Origin of the sequence: Mucilaginibacter sp. L196, assembly GCF_009765905.1 — a bacterium.
Lineage (GTDB): Bacteria > Bacteroidota > Bacteroidia > Sphingobacteriales > Sphingobacteriaceae > Mucilaginibacter.
On the sequence record NZ_LMUO01000009.1, the window covers coordinates 727954 to 749533 of the forward strand.

Genomic DNA, 21580 nt, shown 5'->3' on the forward strand with positions numbered 1-21580 from the left:
AATTTTTTTGAACATTTTCTACTAAAATAAGATGTCTACTTACTAAAATACAGTCGAAAAGCAGTGCGTGTTGAGTTTAAATTTCACACCCTATGGTGTAAGATTAATTAAGGTATCGGATAAGCAGGGTTAAAACATGGTTACTATCAGCTAATTTATTCAACAAAGCAGATGGTTTATAATGATATTTTCGTAAGCACTAATAGCTAAAATACACATAATGATGTTTCTTTTTTCAAAACGGGTTTTACTAAGTGGTTTGGCCTTAACTTTTGCGCAGATAATATATGCACAACAGCAAAAGCTTGAGCAATATTATCCTTCGAAGGAGGACGTTGTACAATCATATATCAAACAACAACGTTTGGATTCGTTGCTAAAAACAATCCCGCTTAATGCCAGCATCCACGCCAACTGGCAGCAGGATAATAGTTTTTGGTATGTTAAACATTTGCCGGATAACGGGCAGGAATATTACTATGTAAACACGGTAAAAGGCACCAAAGAAAAAGTATTCGATCAGCAACGTTTAGCAGATGGTATTAAAACGGCTACAGGTATTAGTGTACATGAGCTAAAACTTAACATCAACAAAATGTTTTTTAGTGCCGATGGTAAATCGGTTACCTTTAAAATGGACTCTACCTGGTTGCAGTGTAATTTAAATACCTATCAATGTGCCAAAACGGCTGATACCGCTTATAATTGGTACGACAGTTCAAGGCCCCTGCAATCCCGCACTTATCGCTGGGAAAGTGTACAAAGAGATTCTATATCGCCCGACAGAAAATGGAGCGCCTTTAGCAAAGGAGGAAACCTTTTTATAAAGCAGATTGGCGGCGATCAGGAAATGCAAATCACCCGGGATGGTAGTTTGGATAAGCCTTATGGTGAGTTCTCATGGTCGCCGGATAGTAAACATATTATTGGTTATTTGATTAATCCTATTGAGCCAAAGAAGGTGTATTATGTATTAAGTTCGGTTCCGGGTACAACGCGGGGGCAATTGAGGTCTCATGAATATGATCAGCCGGGTGATCCGTTCAGCACTTATACACCTTACATATTTAACATAGCAGATAAAAGCAAAATTAAGGTTGATGCGGATATTATAGACTTTTTTGGGGCGCCTGCTGCCCACTGGCGCAAAGGAAGCGACAGATATTATACTTACGAAAAGGTTGACAGAGGACACCAGCGTTTTAGGGTTGTTGAGGTTGATGTAACCAATGGCAAAACCCGGAATGTTATTGATGAGAAAACAAATACCTTTATTTATGAACAACGTTTATACACACGTTATTTACCCGATAGCCACGAAATAGTATGGATAACTGAAAAAGACGGCTGGCGACATATTTACCTGGTAAATGATATTACAGGTAGCCAAAAACTGGTAACCAAAGGCAATTGGGTGGTAAGGGATATTGATAGTGTTGACAGCAAAAAACGCGAAATATGGTTTACAGCCAGCGGCATAAACCCAGGAGAGGATCCTTATTTTATCCATTACTACCGCATAGGTTTTGATGGGAAAAACATGGTTGACCTGACTCCTGAAAAAGGGAATCATAGTGTCGTGTTTTCGCCTGACAGGAAATATTACCTGGATACTTACTCCGAGGTTAATGTTGCACCGGTGACCGTATTATGCAAAACGGATGACCGCAAAAAGATAATGCAAGTTGAAAAAACCGATACACAGGCATTATTGGCAACAGGCTTAAAAATGCCCGAGGTATTTGTAGCGAAAGGAAGGGATGGCAAAACAGATATATGGGGCGTGGTTTACCGCCCCGCTGATTTTGACCCTGCAAAAAGCTATCCTATAATTGAATATGTTTATGCCGGTCCGCAGGATTCTTACGTACCGAAAAGTTTTAGTCCGATTAACGAAATGCAGAGTATAGCGCAGCTTGGTTTTATTGTAGTGCAAGCGGATGGTATGGGGACAGCAAACCGCTCAAAAGCTTTCCACGATGTTTGCTGGAAGAATTTGATTGACGGAGGTTTTGCTGACCGCATCTTATGGATAAAAGCGTTGGCTAAAAAATATCCACAAGCAGATACTACACGTGTTGGGATCTATGGTAAATCTGCAGGGGGCCAAAATTCGGCGCAAGCGGTATTGTTTCATTCAGATTTTTATAAAGCAGCTGTATCAGCATGTGGCTGCCACGATAACCGTATTGACAAACAATGGTGGAACGAGCAATGGATGGGTTACCCTGTTGGTCCGCACTATGAGCAGCAGTCAAACATTACCAATGCGGGCAAACTGGGGGGAAGCCTGTTACTGATTGTTGGCGAGGCCGATGAAAATGTGCCGCCTGAGTCAACCTATCGCTTTGTAGACGCTTTGATAAAAAATAACAAGGATTTTGATCTGCTTACGGTACCAGGTGCAGACCATACCGATGGCGGCCCTTATGGACGCAGGAAAAAAAGAGATTTTTTTGTTAAGCATTTACTGAATGTAGATGCACCGGGAAGAGAAATTGGCGAACATTGATAGCTTGTAACAGGTTTAGTTAATAATAAAGGTTGGTTGGTTAATTATGGCCTTGCATGTGAAAACTGCAAGGCTTTTTTTGTTGCAATAGCAAAGCGTCACTGAGCGCAGCGTCAGAGGTTGAATTACAAGCATTATTTACTCAATACCAAACTAAAGTTTGAGAAACTTCCAAAGCCTTTGACCGGCCCGTAGGTGCATTGATACAAACCCACCTGTACTTCTTTTTGATCTAAATCATTTCGTAATACAGGGCTGCCGGGCAGGTTAATCCAATTGATTTTGTCGTTGCTGGTGCGCAGGTAGAATAGATTGCCATCGCGCTGTATTTGCAGGTATTTATTATAATTCCAGCCCGATTGCTTATTTAATTGCTGTCGGTTTCCATCTACAAAGTTGGTTAAAAGATTTCCTACATTCCATGCGGGGAAGATACTGTTTTGCAGGAGCTGCTCGGTTGTTGTTAAACTGTTGACGGCTCTTATCATCAGCCCGACATCGTTGTTCCCTAATACTTTCTTTTGGGCTAATCCACTCACATTGCTAACCTCAACTTCAGCAATAAAATCTCCTTTTACATTTTTGTAGATGAACGGTCCATAAGGCGCGTTACCGTCCCAGCTTGAGCCTTCTGAGGATAGGGTTAAAGTATCGTTAACAGCATTGATTCCTGATGCCGTTTGTTTATCGCCCTTGCCTATAAAGCCATCCCAGATTGACGCGCTTGTGTTTGAATTTAAATAGTCTTTCTGGTTAGCAAACGTGTCGGTATAAACAACAAATTGGGATGCTGCCGTTGATGCCATTGCTACAGGGCTGTTTGAGGTTACGTTACCTAAGTTATCCCGTACTTTAAAAGTGTAACTGTACCCCTTATTTGAATCAAGTCCATAGTCAACATAATAAGGATTATCCACCCAACCGCTTTCTTTTATAGTGCCATTAAACAAGCGTGTAAAGTTGTATTGCAGATTGCTTGCGGTATCTGTAATATTATGGCCTGCCTGCATGCTGATTATTCCCGGTGTTAATGCTTTTGGATTTTGTTTGTAAAACAATGCGGTGTCCATAGGGACATGAAGGCTTTTTACCCAAATGTTATTCAAGTCTTTTACTTCATCAGCAGTGAGCGCGTGTTTATAAATGCTGATGCCTGCAATAGCACCTGAGAACCCATTTTCAGCACTTATCTGTAAGGTATCAATAGTGGTACTTAGGGTAGTGTTTGATGAAGAGATTAGCTGTCCATCAATATATTCCTTCGCGTTATTGCCATTAACGGTTTTAACCAGGTAATGCCATTTACCCCGTGTTATTGCAGAACTTGTGTACAGGCTTTCATCTTCACTTGCTCCCATAAAACCGGCTATCATTTTATGTTGTTGGGTGATGGTAGTAAACACACTAATAGCGATGCTGTAATTGTTTTTTAACCCTAAAGGTTGATCTAATTTTAAAGCTTGATTGCCTTTTATAGTCGCACTTATTTTGCCTGCCACATCTGCTACAACCAATCCACCTTTAACCGACTTTAAACCGCCGCCTATATAACCTTCATTCTTCCAGTTTTGCAATTCGCCGTAAGGTAATTTGGAAGCATCGAGGTATACAGCTACTTCCGGTTGCTTTACCTGTGTGAACAAGTTTTTAATGGATGGATCAGCCAAAGGGCGATCATAAACCTGTAGGGATGCTATCGCCCCGGAAAAGTAGGCTTCACCATTGCTTTTGCTACCGAGTGAAAAGTTCTCCGCAGGTTTAACAAACAGCATTTTATTTTCCTGGTTATTTAGTTCGCCGTCAACATATACCTTTTCAAAAGTGCCATCGAAAGTAATGGCTATATGATGCCATTTAACTGCTGCGGGTGTGTGGTTGTATTGAATATCGGCAAAGCCAATATGCTGGGCGGCACCGGCATCGCGGTTGGTCCCATAGCCAAACGTCGCGCCTGTAAGCTGGTCGTTGCCCACTGCCCAGGAAAGTAGCGGATTCTCATCTTTCAATTGCGATGTATAAGCCCAGAATGAGACCGTATAGCTGTTATTACCCGCCAGTGAAAGCGGCACATTAAAAGATGATTTTAACGATTGCAGTCCGGTAAATACAACCGCTTTTTTACCTGCTATAATATCAACAAACGGCGTTTTGCCTGCGGCTTTAAAGCTGCCACTAAGTATACCGGTATTATTCCAGTTGCCTATCATGGCGCCCGGTTGCAGGGTGTTCGCATCAAGATTAATTAATAAGCCCTTTTGCGTATATTTTTTAACTACAGTAGGCGTATGAATATTTGCAGGCATTAAAGGTGCATTTCCTTCACCATATATTTTAAAGTTCCAAACAGCTTTGTACAGTCCCGGGTATTCTGTGTTGGTGATGGTCAATTTTATATACCTTGTTTTAACATCTCCGTTGTCAACGTAGGGGCTGCCATGCCATAGGTTATTTCTTTTATCTGCAAAAAGCCTCCAGTGTTTACCATCTGTTGAATATTCAATATAGTATTGGTAATACCATGTCGCGTATTCAAATTGAGTTAGCACGTTTTTTACGTGTGTTACTTTACCCAAATCCACCTGTAACCATTGTGGTGTGGTGTTATTGGTCTTAGGTTTCCATAAGGTGCCGTTATTGGCATCAACAGCAAATGATGGTTTGTAATCATCGCTATAATAAGAGGACGCCGTTACCTTTTTCTGATAGGCGAGGTCGGGATAAGGGATACTGTTTGGCCCCAAAAAACCTATACCTGTATGCGTTGGAATAACTTTTTCAATATTACCATCAGCATCGAAAACTAATTTATCGGCACAAACCTGCCTGTTATAGCCACCGCCCGAGTGGGGGTTATTATGCCTGTGATAGACGATATAATAATCATCTCCTATTTGCAGTACCGAGTTGTGTCCGGGGCCATGAATTGTCCCATCGGCACTTGTTGATAGGATGGGATTGTTTTTGCCAAATGTAAAACCTTCCATCGGGCTTGTTTTGCTTTGCGCATATTGTACACGGTAGGTACCATCTTCACAAAAACCTGAAGAATACATCAGGTAATAAATCCCTTTCCGTTTAAACATAAATGATCCTTCAAAAAAATCTTTGGCAAGCGTGTTGGGTATTTGCCCAGTTTTTGAAAACGAACGCATATCCGGGTTAAGCAAACCTACACCACAGCCAAAACCGGGATATATTCCCCATGTGCCCCAGGTCATGTAAAATCTGCCGTCATCATCTCTAAAAGTTTGTCCATCAAGCGTTATTACTTTCGGTACGAGGTAATTTGGTACAACGGCTTTGCCGTCGGAAAATAATGGAGTCCACGGCCCAACAGGTGTTGATGATGACGCGCCATATACTTCAACCGTTGGCTGGCAATAATACAGGTAGTATTTACCATCATTGCCATACGCTACATCTGGTGCCCAATAGTTATGGGTTGTCGGCCAGTTCATATCCTGGAAAGTCCAGTTCACAAAATCTTTGGAGGTCCATACTTGCGATGGGCCCAAGCCACCACCGTTACCATCGGTAGTAGCGTATATATAATAAGTGTCTCCAAACTTTTTAACGGTGGGATCTGCAAAATATCCCGGTATTACCGGATTGCCATTGCCCGCTGCCTGGTATTGCGGTTTTTGAGCCAGTATAAAACCGGGTAAAAGTAAAAGAAAGTAAAATATAATGACAGAGCGTAAGCGCATACTCAGGATGGAATTTATAATGCTTTATACAAATATATGCAGGTTACAAAGCCCATTGTTTTCATTAATTAACCTAATGTGGCAATTAATTAACGTGTTATAATATTTTGATACTGAAACACCTGTTCAATAATATTAACAGGATAATAAGTTGCTACAAGTTGGCAAATTACAGTAAATTGTAAGGGGGCTAAACTTTTACTTTTACAATCATAAATTTTAGTACCCGAATACACTATGTTAATATCCAACTTTTTAGATAGAATAAAACCAGCACAAAAACGTAATAACCAGCGCTTAAAATGCAGTGTCTTTCTTATCACGCTTTGTCTTTTTTGTGTTGATAATTCATACGCGCAAGATCCATGGAAAGCTCTTGAAAAAAGGCCATCAACCCTTGGACTTGAAAGCGGCATATCAACATATGCAACTCCTGATTTTCAATTACAACTGGTTAAAGCCTCACAAACTGTTGCTGCTTTAAGGCCAAATAGCAATAAAAAATTTGATTTTACTCCCGGTGATCGCCTTAAAGTGCGCAGCAGCGATGGCATGTACCAGTTAGGAGATATTGAGCTTCGTTTAAAGTCGGCCGGTGACGCAGATTGGAAGGGATATTCTACCGCAGCAAAACGCGCAGCAGTTAACCCTATGCCAAATAAAAGTAAAACTGTATTAGCTGCCGCTGATCTTTCAGCCACGTTGCCTGCCGATATTCCTTTAAACATACAACGTTATTGGAAGGTGGCCGATGGCCATTTAGTATTACAATTCAAGTTGAAGAATAAAAGTGATAAAGTGGTTGAGATAGGTTCATTAGGTATACCTATGATATTTAATAACATTATGCAGGGCAAATCGCTTGAGGAAACTCATGCTGAGAATGTTTTTTACGACCCATATATTGGTAAGGACGCGGGTTACTTACAAGTTACCCGTTTAAATGGCCATGGCCCTGCTTTAGTGGTTGTGCCTTTTGGTAAAACACCTTTCGAGGCTTATAACCCATTAAACAATGACCCAACCCCGCGCGGGATTGATTTTGAAGGTTTTTACGAATGGATGGTATACAGTAAAGCATATGCCGAAAATGAATGGAAAAACGCTGAACCTTGGAACACGCCAACTTCTGTTAAACTAAATCCGGGCGAAACGATTTCATTTGGTGTTAAGTTCCTGCTTGCCGATTCTATTAAAGGTATTGAGCATAAACTTGCTGAAAATAAACGTCCTGTTACTGTGGGTATCCCCGGGTATGTGTTACCGCAGGATGTTAATGCCAAGCTTTTTTTAAATTATCCTAAAGAAGTAAAATCCATACAGGTTGAACCTGAAGGTGCCTTAGCTATCACCCCGGCATCATCATCTGAAAGTAAATGGAAAACGTATGATATAAAGGGTGTAACATGGGGCAGGGCAAGGCTTACCATTACTTATGCTGATGGTTTATGCCAAACTATTAATTATAAGGTGATAAAACCAGAAACAGATGTTTTAAAAGATTTTGGCAACTTTTTAACCACCAAGCAATGGTATGAGAATAAATCAGATGTTTTCGGTCGCGATCAATCTGTTATAACTTATGATTATGATAAAAAGCAGCAGGTAACGCAGGATAACCGGGCATGGATAGCTGGTTTAAGTGATGAGGGTGGAGCAGGTTCATGGCTTGGCGCTATGATGAAGGAATTGGTACAGCCCGATAAAGCTGAAGTTGATAAATTGGAACGTTTTGTGGACCACACTTTATGGGGCAATATCCAACATAGTGAAGGTGAACAAAAATACGGTGTGAAAAAAAGCGTGTTTTATTATCAACCTGATTCGTTACCAAAAGGTACTTACAGTGATAGTATCCGCTGGAATACCTGGTCGGCCTGGAACCATGTTGCCGCGAATGATATTGGCAGGTCATATAACTATCCACATGTTGCTTCGGCACATTGGGTAATGTATCGTTTGGCTCGTTACCATACCGGTTTAGTTAGCGGGCAAACCTGGCAATGGTATTTGGATAATGCTTACCAAACCACAATGGCAATGATAGATAAAGCGCCATACTATGTGCAATTTGGGCAAATGGAAGGTGATGTCTTCTTTAAAATACTAATGGATCTGAAAGCAGAAGGCTGGAATGATAAGGCCGATTTGCTTGAAAAAGCGATGAAAGTAAGAGCCGATCACTGGCGTACATTGATGTATCCGTTTGGTAGTGAAATGCCATGGGATTCAACAGGGCAGGAAGAGGTTTATTTATGGTCGGAATATTTTGGTTATACAGATAAAGCAGAAATAACTATCGATGCCATACTTGGGTATATGCCTACCATCCCTAACTGGGGGTACAATGGCTCGGCACGCAGATATTGGGATTTTCTTTACGGTGGTAAATTGCAACGTATCGAGCGTCAGCTTCATCACTATGGCTCGGGTATAAATGCCATTCCGGTTTTAAGCGAATACCGGGCTAAACCAAACGACTTATACCTTTTGCGTGTTGGTTATGGCGGTGTAATGGGCTCTATATCTAATATTACCCAGGATGGTTTCGGTCCTGCGGCTTTCCACTCGTATCCATCAACATTAAAAATTGACGGTTTATCAGGGGATTATGGGTCTAACTTTTTTGGGTACGCATTAAATACAGCCACTTATATTACACATGATAAAGAGCTGGGCTGGTTAGTATTTGGCGGCAACATGACAATTAAGCCAGATGCGGTTAATGTAGAAATTACTACAGCGGCAAAATCACGTATTTATATTGCCCCTGCAGGTTTATGGCTCACATTAGATGCCGGTACATTTAAATCGGTAACGTTTAATCCTGAAACAGGTAAAGTGAATGTATTATTAAATCCAGCCGATCAATATACACCTGTGGCTTATCTGCATATAGAGCATCCTGCAAATGGGGCTTCCGCATCAACATATAAATTAGTTAGCCCTTCAAAAATGGAGCGGGGAGCATATGTCATTAACCTGACTAATGAGCCGCTGAATATAGAAATAAGTAGATCATAGAGAATGGTTTTATCATTTTTAGACAGCTTCTGAGATTTTTGGTAGTTATTAAAAGAAAGGCTTAAACAAAAGCAATAACTGAAGGCTCATACTACCTTACTTCTCTGAATAAATTCAGGTCGTATCGAAACAAAAAATGCCACCCACTAAAATGGGCAGCATTTGTGCTGGCGGAGAGGCAGAGACAACAATCGAACAACTGATGCCATTTTTAGATGACTTAAGACATCCTAACCAATCATTATAACTTACGGATACTATCAAGCCGATTTGACAAGCTCAACAGAGATGTTAGGCTTTTCTATATCTAAAAGTGTATCTTGATGCACAATTATCATTTCACAATGAGCATGCACGCCGACAAAACCCAACAAAACAAAATTCAAGCGTTCACTAGCGTAGCTGTTCAAAAACAAAACAGTAATAGCCCTGCGTCTAAATTTGTTGATAACAGGCCTGAGGCCATTACGCAAAGAAAATTACAGGAAGCCATGAATAACAGCCCCCCGGGTACAGCAATTGAAAGCGTATCAGGAAATGGCAGATAATAGCCCGAAAGTAAAGCAATTTGAGGCTTCTCAGGTATTAGCAAATAATCATATAACTAACAAAATAGTACAACGGAAAGAAAATACAGAAGAGGAACCTGTACATGGAAAATTTGAACCAGTACAAAAGCAAGCTAACAATACAGGCCTGCCCGATAATTTAAAGGTCGGGATTGAAAACCTTTCGGGCATTAGTATGAATGATGTCAGGGTGAATTATAACTCGCCTAAACCTGCGCAGTTACAGGCCCACGCATACGCCCACGGTACCGATATACATATTGCACCAGGCCAGGAAAAACACTTGCCGCATGAGGCCTGGCATGTGGTGCAGCAGAAGCAGGGAAGAGTGCAGCCAACTTTGCAAATGAAAGGTACAACTCCAGTTAATGATAATGAAGGATTGGAGATAGAAGCAGATTCGATGGGGAAAAAAGTTATGGCTTTAGCCTTTCAACTTAGGTCTAACCAATCTTTAAATGTTACATCAAAAAGTAATAAACTTGGTACTGCCCAAAGAGTAATTATTCAAGGAGCAGATGCGGATGAAAGTTCGGACATTGCTTCAATTGGGTATTCAAGGTTAATTAGCCAATCCGAAATCCAGAATACCAATGAGTTTTTAAAGGAAGAAATAATGGAAAAAAAATATTTTCAATCGATAAACTTGATGGAATAACGTTTGACAAGGTGAATTACCTAAATGGACATTTTCAAGAGGGGCAGGGCTATTTGGGGCATTCCGTAGAGGCTCTTGCCGGTCTTTTGCACGGAAAAGGGTTAGCTTCGGGAAATAATATAATTTTAACAGGTTGCGATAGTAGTGTGTATGCGGCTTCGCTTGCCGTTGAGCTACATAAATTAGGAATTGATGTAACTGTAACCGGTGCTAAAGGAATCGCTTTCGATTATAAAAATGGCGAAGGAATAGTGATTGAAAAAATGTATGATAGTAAAAAAATACCACATGAGGTGAATGAGTTGCACAATGTGAAAAACAAACTGGTTATTGCACATAAGTACGAAGAGATTTTCATTAACGAAATAACTTCAACAATATTTAAGGACGGTGAGTTACAAAAAGAGTTGGTGGATTTCCTTGTCTATTTTAAGGTACTCGGTAGGTCACACATTAAATACCAAAAGAACACGGACTTAACTGATGCGAGAATAGAAGAGTTAGCTACAGCCCAAAAGGTATTTAAAGAGGCAATCAAAAATGCTAATGGACCAGATATTGAAGAATGGAAGCTTACTCCTCCCACGATAGATCAGTTGGTGGCATTTAGTAAAAACAACGAACGTCCCGCTTTTTCAAAACCCCAATTAATATCATTCAGTAAAAGTTTAAACAATCTGATTCCCCAAAAGATAGATGTGGATCATTCTGTTGAAGGACTTCGTGCCCAAACTGAAAATGGACGCTTTATTTTCGACCAATACACCTCTAGGGACCAATTGTGGATCAGGGATTTTATGGTTAAAGTTCGAGGTGCCAAAGACAGTTTAATTAAGACATTCATATTGAAGCAATACATAGAAATAGGAAGAAAAGCAGCCAATGAATATATAAAAACAATGACTGAGGGCTATGATGGGAAAGAGCAGCAGCATGGCATGTTACTGGCGAATGGTTGGGAAAGTTTTACTCACGAGGGGAAATCAGGGACGAACAACACCTTTAGGAAAGTGGCAGATCTTTAAATCAAATCAAGATATATACTTTTTATTAGCAAGTAAAGAAATCATTTGTGTAGCCCCGTTTAAATGTCTATTGCAAGTTACCTAAAATGTTGATCAGGTTTCTTATAACTTTTATCAATAAGCAGAACACAATAAACCCAATAATTATGATCTTATAAAATCAATCGATATAAGATTTTTACAATTTTAGAATCCCAGGCAACTCTTTTAAAAAACTCTCCGTACTATTGTTTAGAATAATTCTAAACAATAATGATTGATGTTCTTATAGCAGACAGCCAAATATTAACGAGAGAGGGAATAAAATCAATGCTATTGGATATAATCGATATCCGAATTATAGGTAGCGCCAAGTCTTCTGGTGAGATGGAGCAACTCATTGTTGAACTAAAACCACAGGTTATCATCATTGATCATGATTATAATAACAGATTTACCATAAAGGATATACAAAACGTTTATTCAAATCATAGCTATGCCCGGATACTTGTTTTATCTAACAGGGCTGCAAAGAATAAAGTCTTGGACATAATTGATCTGGGCATAAAAAATTATGTGTTTAAAGAATGCAGCAGGGAAGAACTTGTAACAGCAGTTTATAAAACGGCTAATGGCGAACAGTTCTTTTGCAAGAATACCTTTGAAACCCTATTCGGGAGTAAATTACTACCTGAAAGAGAAGAACCTGTAAATGCTTTATCTTCCCGTGAAACAGAGATTATTCAACTGATTGCAGCGGGTATGACCAATAAGGAAATTGCTGAAAAGTTATTTTTAAGCATACATACTATAAAGACCCATCGTAAAAACATCATTAAAAAAATTGGTTTTACTTTCAAAAATGCCGCCGATTTGATGAGTTATACTAATCTTATTTAGACTAATTATAAATTACCCCCGTGGGGGTATTGTCTCGCCTTTGGGTTACTTATACTTTTGAGCCGTAATAAAACACTACAGCTCATCATGAAAAAAACATTTACCGCACTTAGTTTAATTTCAGCAGCATTGTTATTTACAACAAGCTGTAAAAAATCATCAACCAAAACAGACCCTACACCAACCTATACTGTTCCAGCAACTTACAATTTTGCCAATGTTAATTATTCAGATGCCAGCATCCGTTTAAGTATGGCTAATGAAATGGCAGCGCTAATGGCATCTGCAACCACAGGGCCGGTTGACGGACAAAGGTTGCTGAACATGTTTACCAATACCAACTCTCCTTTTGCAAGCGCGGCCTCTAATACATCAGGCCTGCAGCTAAAAGATCAGTGCTTTACCCAATTACAAACGGATATTCCCAACTTTATTGACAGTATTGTTATGGTAAGTAACTCCAAACAACCTGCAAGCAGGGGCGTTGCCGGTATTGGCGCAAGCTCGGTTACGCCAACATCTTTATATCCGCAAACAGCCACCGGAGTTAATTACGCGCAGGTATTTAAGAAAAGTATTATGGGGGGCTTGATCTGCTATGAGATCGTAAATAATTACATGGTTAATGGCATTGGCAGCTCTGTTGATAACAACACTGTGGTTACAGGTAGCGGAACCGCTATGGAGCATAACTGGGACCTTGCTTTTGGTTATTGGGGTGTTCCGGTTAATTTCCCGACAAGCAAAACAGGAGTATTATTCTGGGGAAGCTATACTACACAAATTGATTCTGGCTATCATGCCAATATGATATTGATGAATGCCTTTTTGAAAGGTAGAGCAGCTATTACCAATAAAGATATGCCTACCACACAGGCACAGGCCACTATCATTATGCAAACATTTGAAAGAATGACCGGCGCGGCTGCATTACAGGAAATCAATGAAATTAAAGAAGCCCTAACAGATAATGTTAAAAGAAACAGCGCCCTATCTGAGTGCTATGGCTTTGTAAATTCACTAAAATATAATCCCGCACGTAAAATTACTGATGCGCAAATCAATACCATACTGGCGTTATTCCCCAAAAACTTTTGGGATTTAACACCTACCGATATTGATAACATTCAAAATGCTATTGCTACACAGTATAACTTTCAAAGTGTGAAAGACATTCTTTAATGATTAAAACCGGGTATCTATTTAGATGCCCGGTTTTATAACAATTTATCAGGCTATATAAAATCAGCCTACAAATAAAATAAGATTATGCGTATAAAATTTATCTACCCGGCCCTCATTGTTTTAATTGCAATGGCGGCTTTTCAAGCTTGTAAAAAGTCAGGAACTTCTCCCAATAGCGGTAGCTCCGGCTTTGATCGTGTTGGTATGCTAAAAAATCTGAGCACTAACATTATAATTCCTGGTTACGTAAGTTTTCAGGCTTCTGTAGTTTCATTAGATTCTTCAATCACTGCGTTTAATGCCAACCCTGATATTACCAAGTTGGGTAATTTACAAACTACATTTAAAATTGCATATGAAAGATGGCAAGCAGTATCAACTTTTGATTTTGGCCCTGCGTCAAACGAAAATTTAAGAATAAGCTTAAATACTTTTCCTGCTGACGTTAATCAGATCAATACCAATGTAGGCTCCGGGTCATATAACCTGGCATCATTATCAGCTTTACCTGCAGAAGGCTTCCCGGCTTTAGATTATCTTTTGTTTGGAACCGGAGCAGACAATAATGCCATACTTGTACAATACACTACTGATAGCCAGGCGGCCAATCGTAAGGCTTATTTGGCTGCAGTTAGCATCATTATCAAAACAAAAATTACCAATGTTTTATCAGCCTGGAAAACTACCTATCCGGCCACTTTCTTAGCTGCCTCAGGAACAGATGTAGGTAGTTCTGTAGGGCAACTGACCAATGAGCTTAATGAAGATTTTGAAGTGATAAAAAACTATGAGATAGGCATACCGGCGGGAACAGAATCCATGGGTACTACTTTCCCTAATAAAGTTCAGGCTTACTATTCAAAAATATCATTACAACTTACTTTACTGCATTTGGCAGCCATCCAAAATATTTATTTGGGACAGAGTGCAACAGGCAACGGGCTTGGCTTTGATGATTATTTAGTGAGTGCAAAAGCTACTTATAACGGAGGATCATTGAATGATGCTATTACAGCCCAATTCGCTACCGCAACCGCTAAACTACAAGCGCTGTCTGATCCGTTAGCAAATCAGATAACAACCAACTTAACCGGTGTTACCGCTGCTTATACCGCGTTACAATTGCAAACAGTATTATTAAAAACAGATATGCCGTCGGCTTTAGGGATTTTGATCACTTACGGCGATACAGACGGAGATTAATACATGCTAAATTTAATAAAGGAGAAATTCAACCTCCTTAACAAAACTGACAGGCATATTGCACCGCTTGCCGTTCTGCGGATGGCATTTGGCAGCATTATGCTGGTTAGCGTTGTGCGCTTTTTGCTAAAAGGATGGGTTTACGCATTTTACATTAAACCCAAATATCATTTTACTTTTTATGGGTTTTATTGGGTAAAGCCATTTGATGCTATGGGCATGTATCTGCTGTTTGCAATACTCATAACAACCAGCATATTGGTTACCATAGGTTTGTTTTATAGGATTGCCATAAGCACATTTTTTTTATGTTTTACTTTTGTAGAACTGATTGATAAAACCACCTATTTAAACCATTATTATTTTATAAGCGTAATGGCATTTTTAATGATACTGGTGCCTGCGAACAGGTATTTTTCTGTTGATGTTTTACGAAAGCCAAAACTGGAAATCACTAATGTGCCGTGGTGGACGATTGATATATTTAAGTTACAGCTCTTCATCGTTTATTTTTTCGCGGGATTATCCAAACTGAACTATGATTGGCTCATTGCCGCTATGCCTTTAAGAATCTGGCTGCCTGCCAGCAGCCATTTGCCTGTTATTGGTGGTTTGTTAACCCAGTTATGGGTAGCATATTTATTTTGCTGGTTTGGCGCTTTGTTTGATTTATCGATCGGGTTTCTATTGCTTAATTCAAAAACCCGTAAAGTTGCTTATTTGCTGGTTATTATTTTCCATCTAGTAACCGCATGGTTCTTTAAAATAGGCATGTTCCCCTATATCATGATTTTTGTAACCATCGTTTTCTTTTCAGAAAATACTCATCGCAAAATCATTAAGTATATAGGCAGCATTTTTTCGAAAGCAAATACAATTTCTTCAACTGATAATATCAATTCTTTTTATCAAATCAGAGTATCAAAAAAAAGAATTATATATACCCTGTTGGTGCTGCATTTTACCATTCAACTGCTGCTGCCTTTCCGTTATTTGCTATATCCAGGTAAGCTTTATTGGACTGAGGAAGGTTACTGTTTTTCGTGGCGGGTAATGTTGATGGAAAAAGGTGGCACAGTATTTTTTCACGTTAAAAATCCTCAAACAGGTAAAAGAACTGAAATAATTAATTCACAATACCTTACTGATTTTCAGGAAAGCCAAATGTCGACACAGCCGGATATGATCTTGCAATTCGCGCATATACTGGCTGCTGATTATCAAAAAAGAGGAATTGAAAATCCTATAGTAACCGCCGAAAGCTACGTAACCCTAAATGGCAGCGGCAGCAGGCTATATATTGATAGTGCCGCAAACCTGGCTAATGAGCAAGATAGTTTCGGCCATAAAAAATGGATACTTCCATTTCATAACAACAACTAATGAAACGTACTTTTATACCCATAATACTTCTTTTTTTACTCTGCTCGTTTAATTTATCGGCACAAACGTTTACCATAAACGGCGAAGTAAAGTCTTCATCCCGTAATGGTGTGGCTAATGCTTCTGTAGCGTTAAAAGGCACATCTTACGCAACCATTTGCGATTCATCGGGCAACTATCATTTAAATAATCTAAAACCCGGCAATTATGTATTGCAGGTGTCTGCTGTTGGTTATCAGTCGGCTGTTAAAGGGCTTCAAATAACCAAAAATCTTAGAGTCAACGTATCTCTTGAATTATTGGTACAGCAGTTAAACGATGTAAGCGTAAACGCCCAAAAGTACAATACATTTGGTATTACCCGGCTAAAAGCCGTAGAGGGAACAACCATTAATGCTGGTAAAAAAAGCGAAGTAGTGGTAATGGATGACATAGTAGCTAATAAAGCTGCAAATACCACGCGACAGATCTATTCAAAAATAGCGGGATTAAATATATGGGAAAGTGATGGTGCCGGTATCCAACTGGGTATTGGGGGCAGGGGGTTGAACCCTAATCGTATTACGAATTTTAATACTCGCCAAAATGGTTATGATATAGCCGCCGATGCGCTGGGTTACCCGGAAAGTTATTATACGCCCCCGGCAGAATTGGTTGACCGTATTGAGATATTAAGAGGGGCATCATCCTTACAATATGGAACTCAATTTGGCGGCCTTGTTAATTTTAAGTTGAACGACGGTATTACTAATAAACCTTTTGAGTTTACCTCGCGCGAAACGGTAGGCTCATGGGGTTTTTTAAATGAGACTAACAGTATTGGCGGTACTGATGGGAAGGTGCAGTATTATGCTTTTTATCAGCATAAGTCAGGTGATGACTGGCGGCCAAATGCTAATTTTAATGTTAACACTGCCTATACTTCTATTACTTACAATGCTACCAGTAAGTTTTCGATAGGCTTTCAGTACACGCATATGGATTACCTGGCCCATCAGCCCGGAGGCCTTACCGACGCTGAATTTGCAGCAGACCCACAGCAATCTGTACGCAGCCGTAATTGGTTTAAGGTGGATTGGAACCTTGGCGCTGTATTGCTGAATTATAAAATAAACGATAACCTGAAATTCAATTCCCGCTTTTTTGGATTGCTGGCTGACAGGGATGCAACCGGTGATTTGACCGATTTGATAAGTCGCCCTGATTTGGGTGGTGACAGGAACTTGTTTAAGGATAAATACACGAACTATGGTAATGAGAGCCGCCTGTTGTATAGTTATAAAATTGGTGAACAAGCTCAAAATTTACTGGTAGGGGTAAGGTATTATAAAGGGCTTACCAACCGGCAGCAAGGTTTTGGTAATGATGGTTCTACAGGCAATAATTCAGATTTTAATTATGGAAACTCTGCTACTGACGTGAACGGCTATTCAAAATATAATTTCCCTAATTATAATGTGGCTCTTTTTGCCGAAAATATATTTCATATCACTTCAAAATTCAGCATTATACCCGGTGTAAGGTTTGAAAACATTGTTACCAAGGCCGATGGCTCTTATAGAATTGTTAATACCGATGGAGCCGGGAATGTTATTTTTGACCAGCTAGTAAGTGATGTTAAAAATAGCGACCGGCATTTTGTGATCGGTGGATTAGGCTTAAGTTATTACCAAAGTGAAGCCATGCAATTTTATGGGAATATATCGCAGAATTACCGGGCCATTAATTTTAGTGACCTGTATTCTGTTGTAAAAACCACGGTGGTTGATCCCAATCTGAAGGATGAAACGGGCTACTCGGCTGATTTAGGAGTGCGGGGCAACATATCGGCTATATTTAATTACGATGTGAGCGTATTTGACATTTATTATAATAACAGAATAGGTACTTACCTATCATCAGATGCAAACAACAATGCTTTTCAATATCGCACCAATATTGGCGCATCACAAAATTTAGGGTTAGAAACCTTTGCGGAGTTAGAGCTTTTGCATTTATTGGGAATGGATACAAAAAAAACCAGTCTATCGGTTTTCTCTAACCTGGCATTAATAAATGCACGCTACGTTCATACACTAAACTCGGCTTTTGATAATAAGAAAGTAGAGCTTGCGCCCGATGTAATATTTAAGACCGGGCTATCGTATAAGTATAAAAAACTTTCCACCAGTTACCAGGTTGCCTACACCAGCTCACAATTCAGCGATGCTACAAATGCTGTATTTACGCCCAGTGCGGTTGATGGTATAGTGCCTGCATACACAGTTATGGATTTTTCGGCAAGCTATAAACTAAGTAAAATATTTTCATTAGAAGGCTCGATCAACAATCTCGCAAACACAAAATACTTTACCCGCCGCGCAGATAGTTACCCTGGCCCAGGTATTATACCTGCTGATGCCAGAAGCTATTTTTTGACTTTGCAAGTGAAATTATAGTTTCTATTTGTTTTGTTATTGAAATGAGCGGAGATCAAGGGATTCATTAGAACACCTACAAGAAAATTTTAAGGATTATTAGAGAAATTTATAAAGAGAAATAATGAATAATCTTTTCCTCCCGACACTGTGAAACCGGAGTAAAAACTTCCAAAAGTAATCACTCCGGTTCAGTATTCACAATCATTGAAATGTGTCGAACTAATTTTTCTGAATAGGTTACCTTATCTCTAATACAGATCTCATATGACTGAAAGTCTGGAAACTATATTGCCCGTGATATTTACCCATTCCCGAAGTTCCTACACCACCAAAGGGTAAAAAATGGGTTCCTACATGTATCAGTGTACTGTTAATTTCAGCATCACCACTTGTCGTCCTGCTTAAAACATCCTCTGCAAAACCCTTATCCTCAGAGAATACATATAATGCTAAGGGCTTAGGCCGGGAATTGATCTCATCGAGAACCACATCAATGTCGGAGTAGGCCAGAAATGGAAGAATTGGCCCAAATATTTCCTGTTGCATTACCGCGTCTTGCCAAACAACATTATCCATTATTGTCGCCTCAAAATAACGGGTTTCCAGATCATACTTACCCCCATACACCACTTTTTCTTTTGCCGCATCCAAATAACCCGCGAGGTTCCTCACCTGTTGCTGTGAGACAATCTTGCCAATCTTACCCAATGAATTACCATTGTAGGTCTTCTGGAGATGGGCTTTAAATCTCTGGATCAACTCATCCTTTATCGATTCGTGCACATAAATGTAATCAGGGGCTACACAGGTCTGGCCACAGTTCATCCATTTGCCTCTTGCAATCCTTTCAACTGCCTTGTCAAGGTTGGCATCTTTATGCACAATGGTCGGCGATTTTCCGCCCAGTTCCAGTGTCAATGGGATTAGCTGCTCGGCGGCGGCCCTCATTACGATCTTTCCCACGTTAGGGCTTCCTGTAAAGAAGATATAGTCAAATTTCAGGCTTAACAAAAGCGTATTTTCCTCAATTGAGCCTTGTATAACCGAGATATAGTCAGGAGAAAATGCATCCCTCACTATATTTTCAATAACACCAGCAACATTTGGCGTATTCTCCGATGGCTTGATGATAGCGGTATTTCCGCCCATTATAGCACCCAATAAGGGACTAAATGTCAATTGAACAGGATAGTTGAAGGGGCCTACAATGTAGCTAACCCCATACGGCTGAAAGGTTACCTTACTTATAATTTCACCACCTGATGCATGTTGCCTTGAAGGCATTTCAAGAGGCTTAGCCCAGATTTCAAGATTGTCAAGACAGTAATCCAGCTCATCCAAAACTAGTTTTATTTCAGCATACTCGGTCTCTGATTTGCTTTTCCCCAAATCTGTGAACATGGCGTTGCAAATGGCATCATTATGCGCTATAAATGATTTTTTTAAATTCTCCAACTGCTGAATTCTGAAATCAACTGATTGAGTCTTCCGGGTTGCAAAGAACTTTTTTTGGCTTTGAAACACCTCTGTTATATGCTTTTTTTGATTTATATCCATTTCTATTTTTCTGGCTTTAACTATTTTATATTTGAGAACACTCAGATAGTTCTAAGGTGATAACAAACTCAACAATTAATTACTGCGTTTGTTGCCTGTTAGCATTTTATTTTTAGCTAAAAGTGTTATCATTTTTTCTGCCACGGCTTCAGATGATGCATGATTTTGTCCGGTGGTCAATAAGCCATTTTCCACAATCAGATTATAAAAATGTTGGGCAGATAATTTTATCTCCGAAAGGTATTGTCTGCAATCATCATCTGTTGCAGATCTTTCACAAGATTCTACTATATTTAGTTCTTTAAACATCTTTTTTATATTAATACCCGATTAGGTATAAATACACTGATTTTTTCAGCATTTAGAAATACCTAATTAATATTAGTGATCTCAAAAAATGAAAAAAATATTTCTAAAGGTATTCTTATTACTCCTGGTGTGCTTCCATATTGGGCGGTCTAATGCTCAGATCACGCCGCAGCAAGCTATTACTCATTTACAAAAGGGTATCAATATTGGTAATACATTAGATGCCCCCGGCGGTGAGACCAGTTGGGGGCAGCCCATCATTCAACCTTATTACTTTGATGATTATAAGGCTGCCGGATTCACGGCAATTCGGATTCCGATTACCTGGGAAAAGCATACTGACACCATCGCCCCATATGCTATCGATCCTAAGTTTATCGCGCGCGTAGAACAGGTGGTTGACTGGGGTTTGAGCCGGGGCTTATATATAATAATAAATTGCCATCACGAGGGGTTCATTAAAAAGGATTATTCGCCTAAAAATATTGCCCGTTTTGAAGCAATATGGAGCCAAATTGCCACCCGTTTTAAAAACAAGTCAGATCATTTATTATTTGAAATATTGAATGAGCCACATCCGCTTAGTTTGGCAAATCTTAATGATCTGAATAAGCGCATCTTTAAAGTTATCCGCAAAAGCAATCCAACGCGTATTATCGTGTACGCAGGCAATGAATGGAGCAGTGATGCAGAGTTATTAAAGGCCGATATTCCTAAGGATAAATATCTGATCGCGAATTTTCATTGCTATAGCCCCTGGGCCTGGGTTTCCGGAAAAGACAAGAATATCCCCTGGGGCACACAAGCCGACAAGAACGAGATTAAGGGAATATTTGATCGGGTCTATAACTTTTTCGCTTCTAAAGGCATACCGGTTATGGTAAATGAATATGGTTGTCCGGTAGGTAAATCGCAGGAGTGGCGTGTATTATTTTATAAAACTTACGTCGAAAATATCCGCTCGCATGGCTTTGGGTCTTTTGCGTGGGATGATGGAGGTGCTTTTAAAACTTACGATAGGACAGGCCGTAAATGGATTGGTGGTGTGCAAAAGGTAATTACATCATCTGGTGAGCAATAGCTGCGCCTTTGTTGGTATTGTGACCAACAAATAATCATCAATATCAAAAAGAAAAGCCAGGTTATTTG

Annotated in this window: 14 protein-coding genes; 11 read left to right on the forward strand and 3 right to left on the reverse strand. The window is 39.6% G+C overall.

Features of this window, described 5'->3' with window-relative positions:
* Positions 1-220: 220 nt before the first annotated feature.
* Entirely contained in the window at positions 221-2512 is a 2292-nt protein-coding gene (locus tag GSQ74_RS06725; RefSeq protein ID WP_254060824.1) for a S9 family peptidase, read from the forward strand.
* Positions 2513-2646: 134 nt separating this feature from the next.
* On the opposite strand, the gene GSQ74_RS06730 is transcribed toward GSQ74_RS06725, so the two are convergent.
* A complete protein-coding gene (locus tag GSQ74_RS06730) occupies positions 2647-6219 on the reverse strand; it encodes a family 43 glycosylhydrolase (protein WP_158991393.1) in 3573 nt (1190 codons plus the stop codon).
* Between the two features lie 237 nt (positions 6220-6456).
* Between GSQ74_RS06730 and GSQ74_RS06735 the strand changes: the two genes are divergently transcribed.
* The 9 genes from GSQ74_RS06735 to GSQ74_RS06775 all read left to right on the forward strand — a co-directional run bounded on the left by GSQ74_RS06735 (position 6457) and on the right by GSQ74_RS06775 (position 18583).
* Positions 6457-9243 (forward strand): DUF5695 domain-containing protein, encoded by a 2787-nt coding sequence (locus GSQ74_RS06735; protein ID WP_216846683.1) that lies wholly within the window; start codon positions 6457-6459, stop codon positions 9241-9243.
* A gap of 344 nt (positions 9244-9587) precedes the next feature.
* Positions 9588-9791 carry a hypothetical protein gene (locus GSQ74_RS06740; protein WP_158991396.1) on the forward strand — a complete coding sequence of 68 codons (204 nt, stop codon included), beginning with the start codon at positions 9588-9590 and terminating at the stop codon, positions 9789-9791.
* Complete coding sequence (locus tag GSQ74_RS06745) at positions 9781-10470, forward strand: DUF4157 domain-containing protein (protein ID WP_158991398.1); 690 nt, start codon at positions 9781-9783, stop codon at positions 10468-10470. Before GSQ74_RS06740 ends, GSQ74_RS06745 begins: the two co-directional genes overlap by 11 nt.
* Before the next feature lie 11 nt (positions 10471-10481).
* A complete protein-coding gene (locus GSQ74_RS06750; protein ID WP_158991401.1) occupies positions 10482-11495 on the forward strand; it encodes a hypothetical protein in 1014 nt (337 codons plus the stop codon).
* Between the two features lie 252 nt (positions 11496-11747).
* On the forward strand, positions 11748-12374 hold the full coding sequence (locus GSQ74_RS06755) for a response regulator transcription factor (protein ID WP_158991403.1): 627 nt from the start codon (positions 11748-11750) through the stop codon (positions 12372-12374).
* Between the two features lie 87 nt (positions 12375-12461).
* Entirely contained in the window at positions 12462-13556 is a 1095-nt protein-coding gene (locus GSQ74_RS06760) for a DUF4856 domain-containing protein (protein ID WP_158991406.1), read from the forward strand.
* Positions 13557-13643: 87 nt separating this feature from the next.
* Positions 13644-14762, forward strand: coding sequence for an imelysin family protein (locus tag GSQ74_RS06765; RefSeq protein WP_158991409.1), 1119 nt, complete (start codon positions 13644-13646; stop codon positions 14760-14762).
* Positions 14763-14765: 3 nt separating this feature from the next.
* Positions 14766-16145, forward strand: a complete 1380-nt coding sequence (locus tag GSQ74_RS06770) for an HTTM domain-containing protein (protein WP_158991411.1) — start codon at positions 14766-14768, stop codon at positions 16143-16145.
* On the forward strand, positions 16145-18583 hold the full coding sequence (locus GSQ74_RS06775) for a TonB-dependent receptor (RefSeq protein WP_158991413.1): 2439 nt from the start codon (positions 16145-16147) through the stop codon (positions 18581-18583). The genes GSQ74_RS06770 and GSQ74_RS06775 overlap by 1 nt, the downstream gene beginning before the upstream one ends.
* Positions 18584-18802: 219 nt before the next feature.
* Here GSQ74_RS06775 and mdlD read toward each other — a convergent pair whose 3' ends face one another.
* Positions 18803-20122 carry an NAD(P)-dependent benzaldehyde dehydrogenase MdlD gene (gene mdlD, locus GSQ74_RS06780; RefSeq protein ID WP_158991416.1) on the reverse strand — a complete coding sequence of 440 codons (1320 nt, stop codon included), beginning with the start codon at positions 20120-20122 and terminating at the stop codon, positions 18803-18805.
* A gap of 75 nt (positions 20123-20197) precedes the next feature.
* Positions 20198-20431 (reverse strand): hypothetical protein, encoded by a 234-nt coding sequence (locus GSQ74_RS06785; RefSeq protein ID WP_158991418.1) that lies wholly within the window; start codon positions 20429-20431, stop codon positions 20198-20200.
* A gap of 88 nt (positions 20432-20519) precedes the next feature.
* Here GSQ74_RS06785 and GSQ74_RS06790 point away from each other — a divergent pair, with 88 nt between their 5' ends.
* Positions 20520-21512 carry a glycoside hydrolase family 5 protein gene (locus tag GSQ74_RS06790; protein WP_158991421.1) on the forward strand — a complete coding sequence of 331 codons (993 nt, stop codon included), beginning with the start codon at positions 20520-20522 and terminating at the stop codon, positions 21510-21512.
* Positions 21513-21580: the final 68 nt, after the last annotated feature.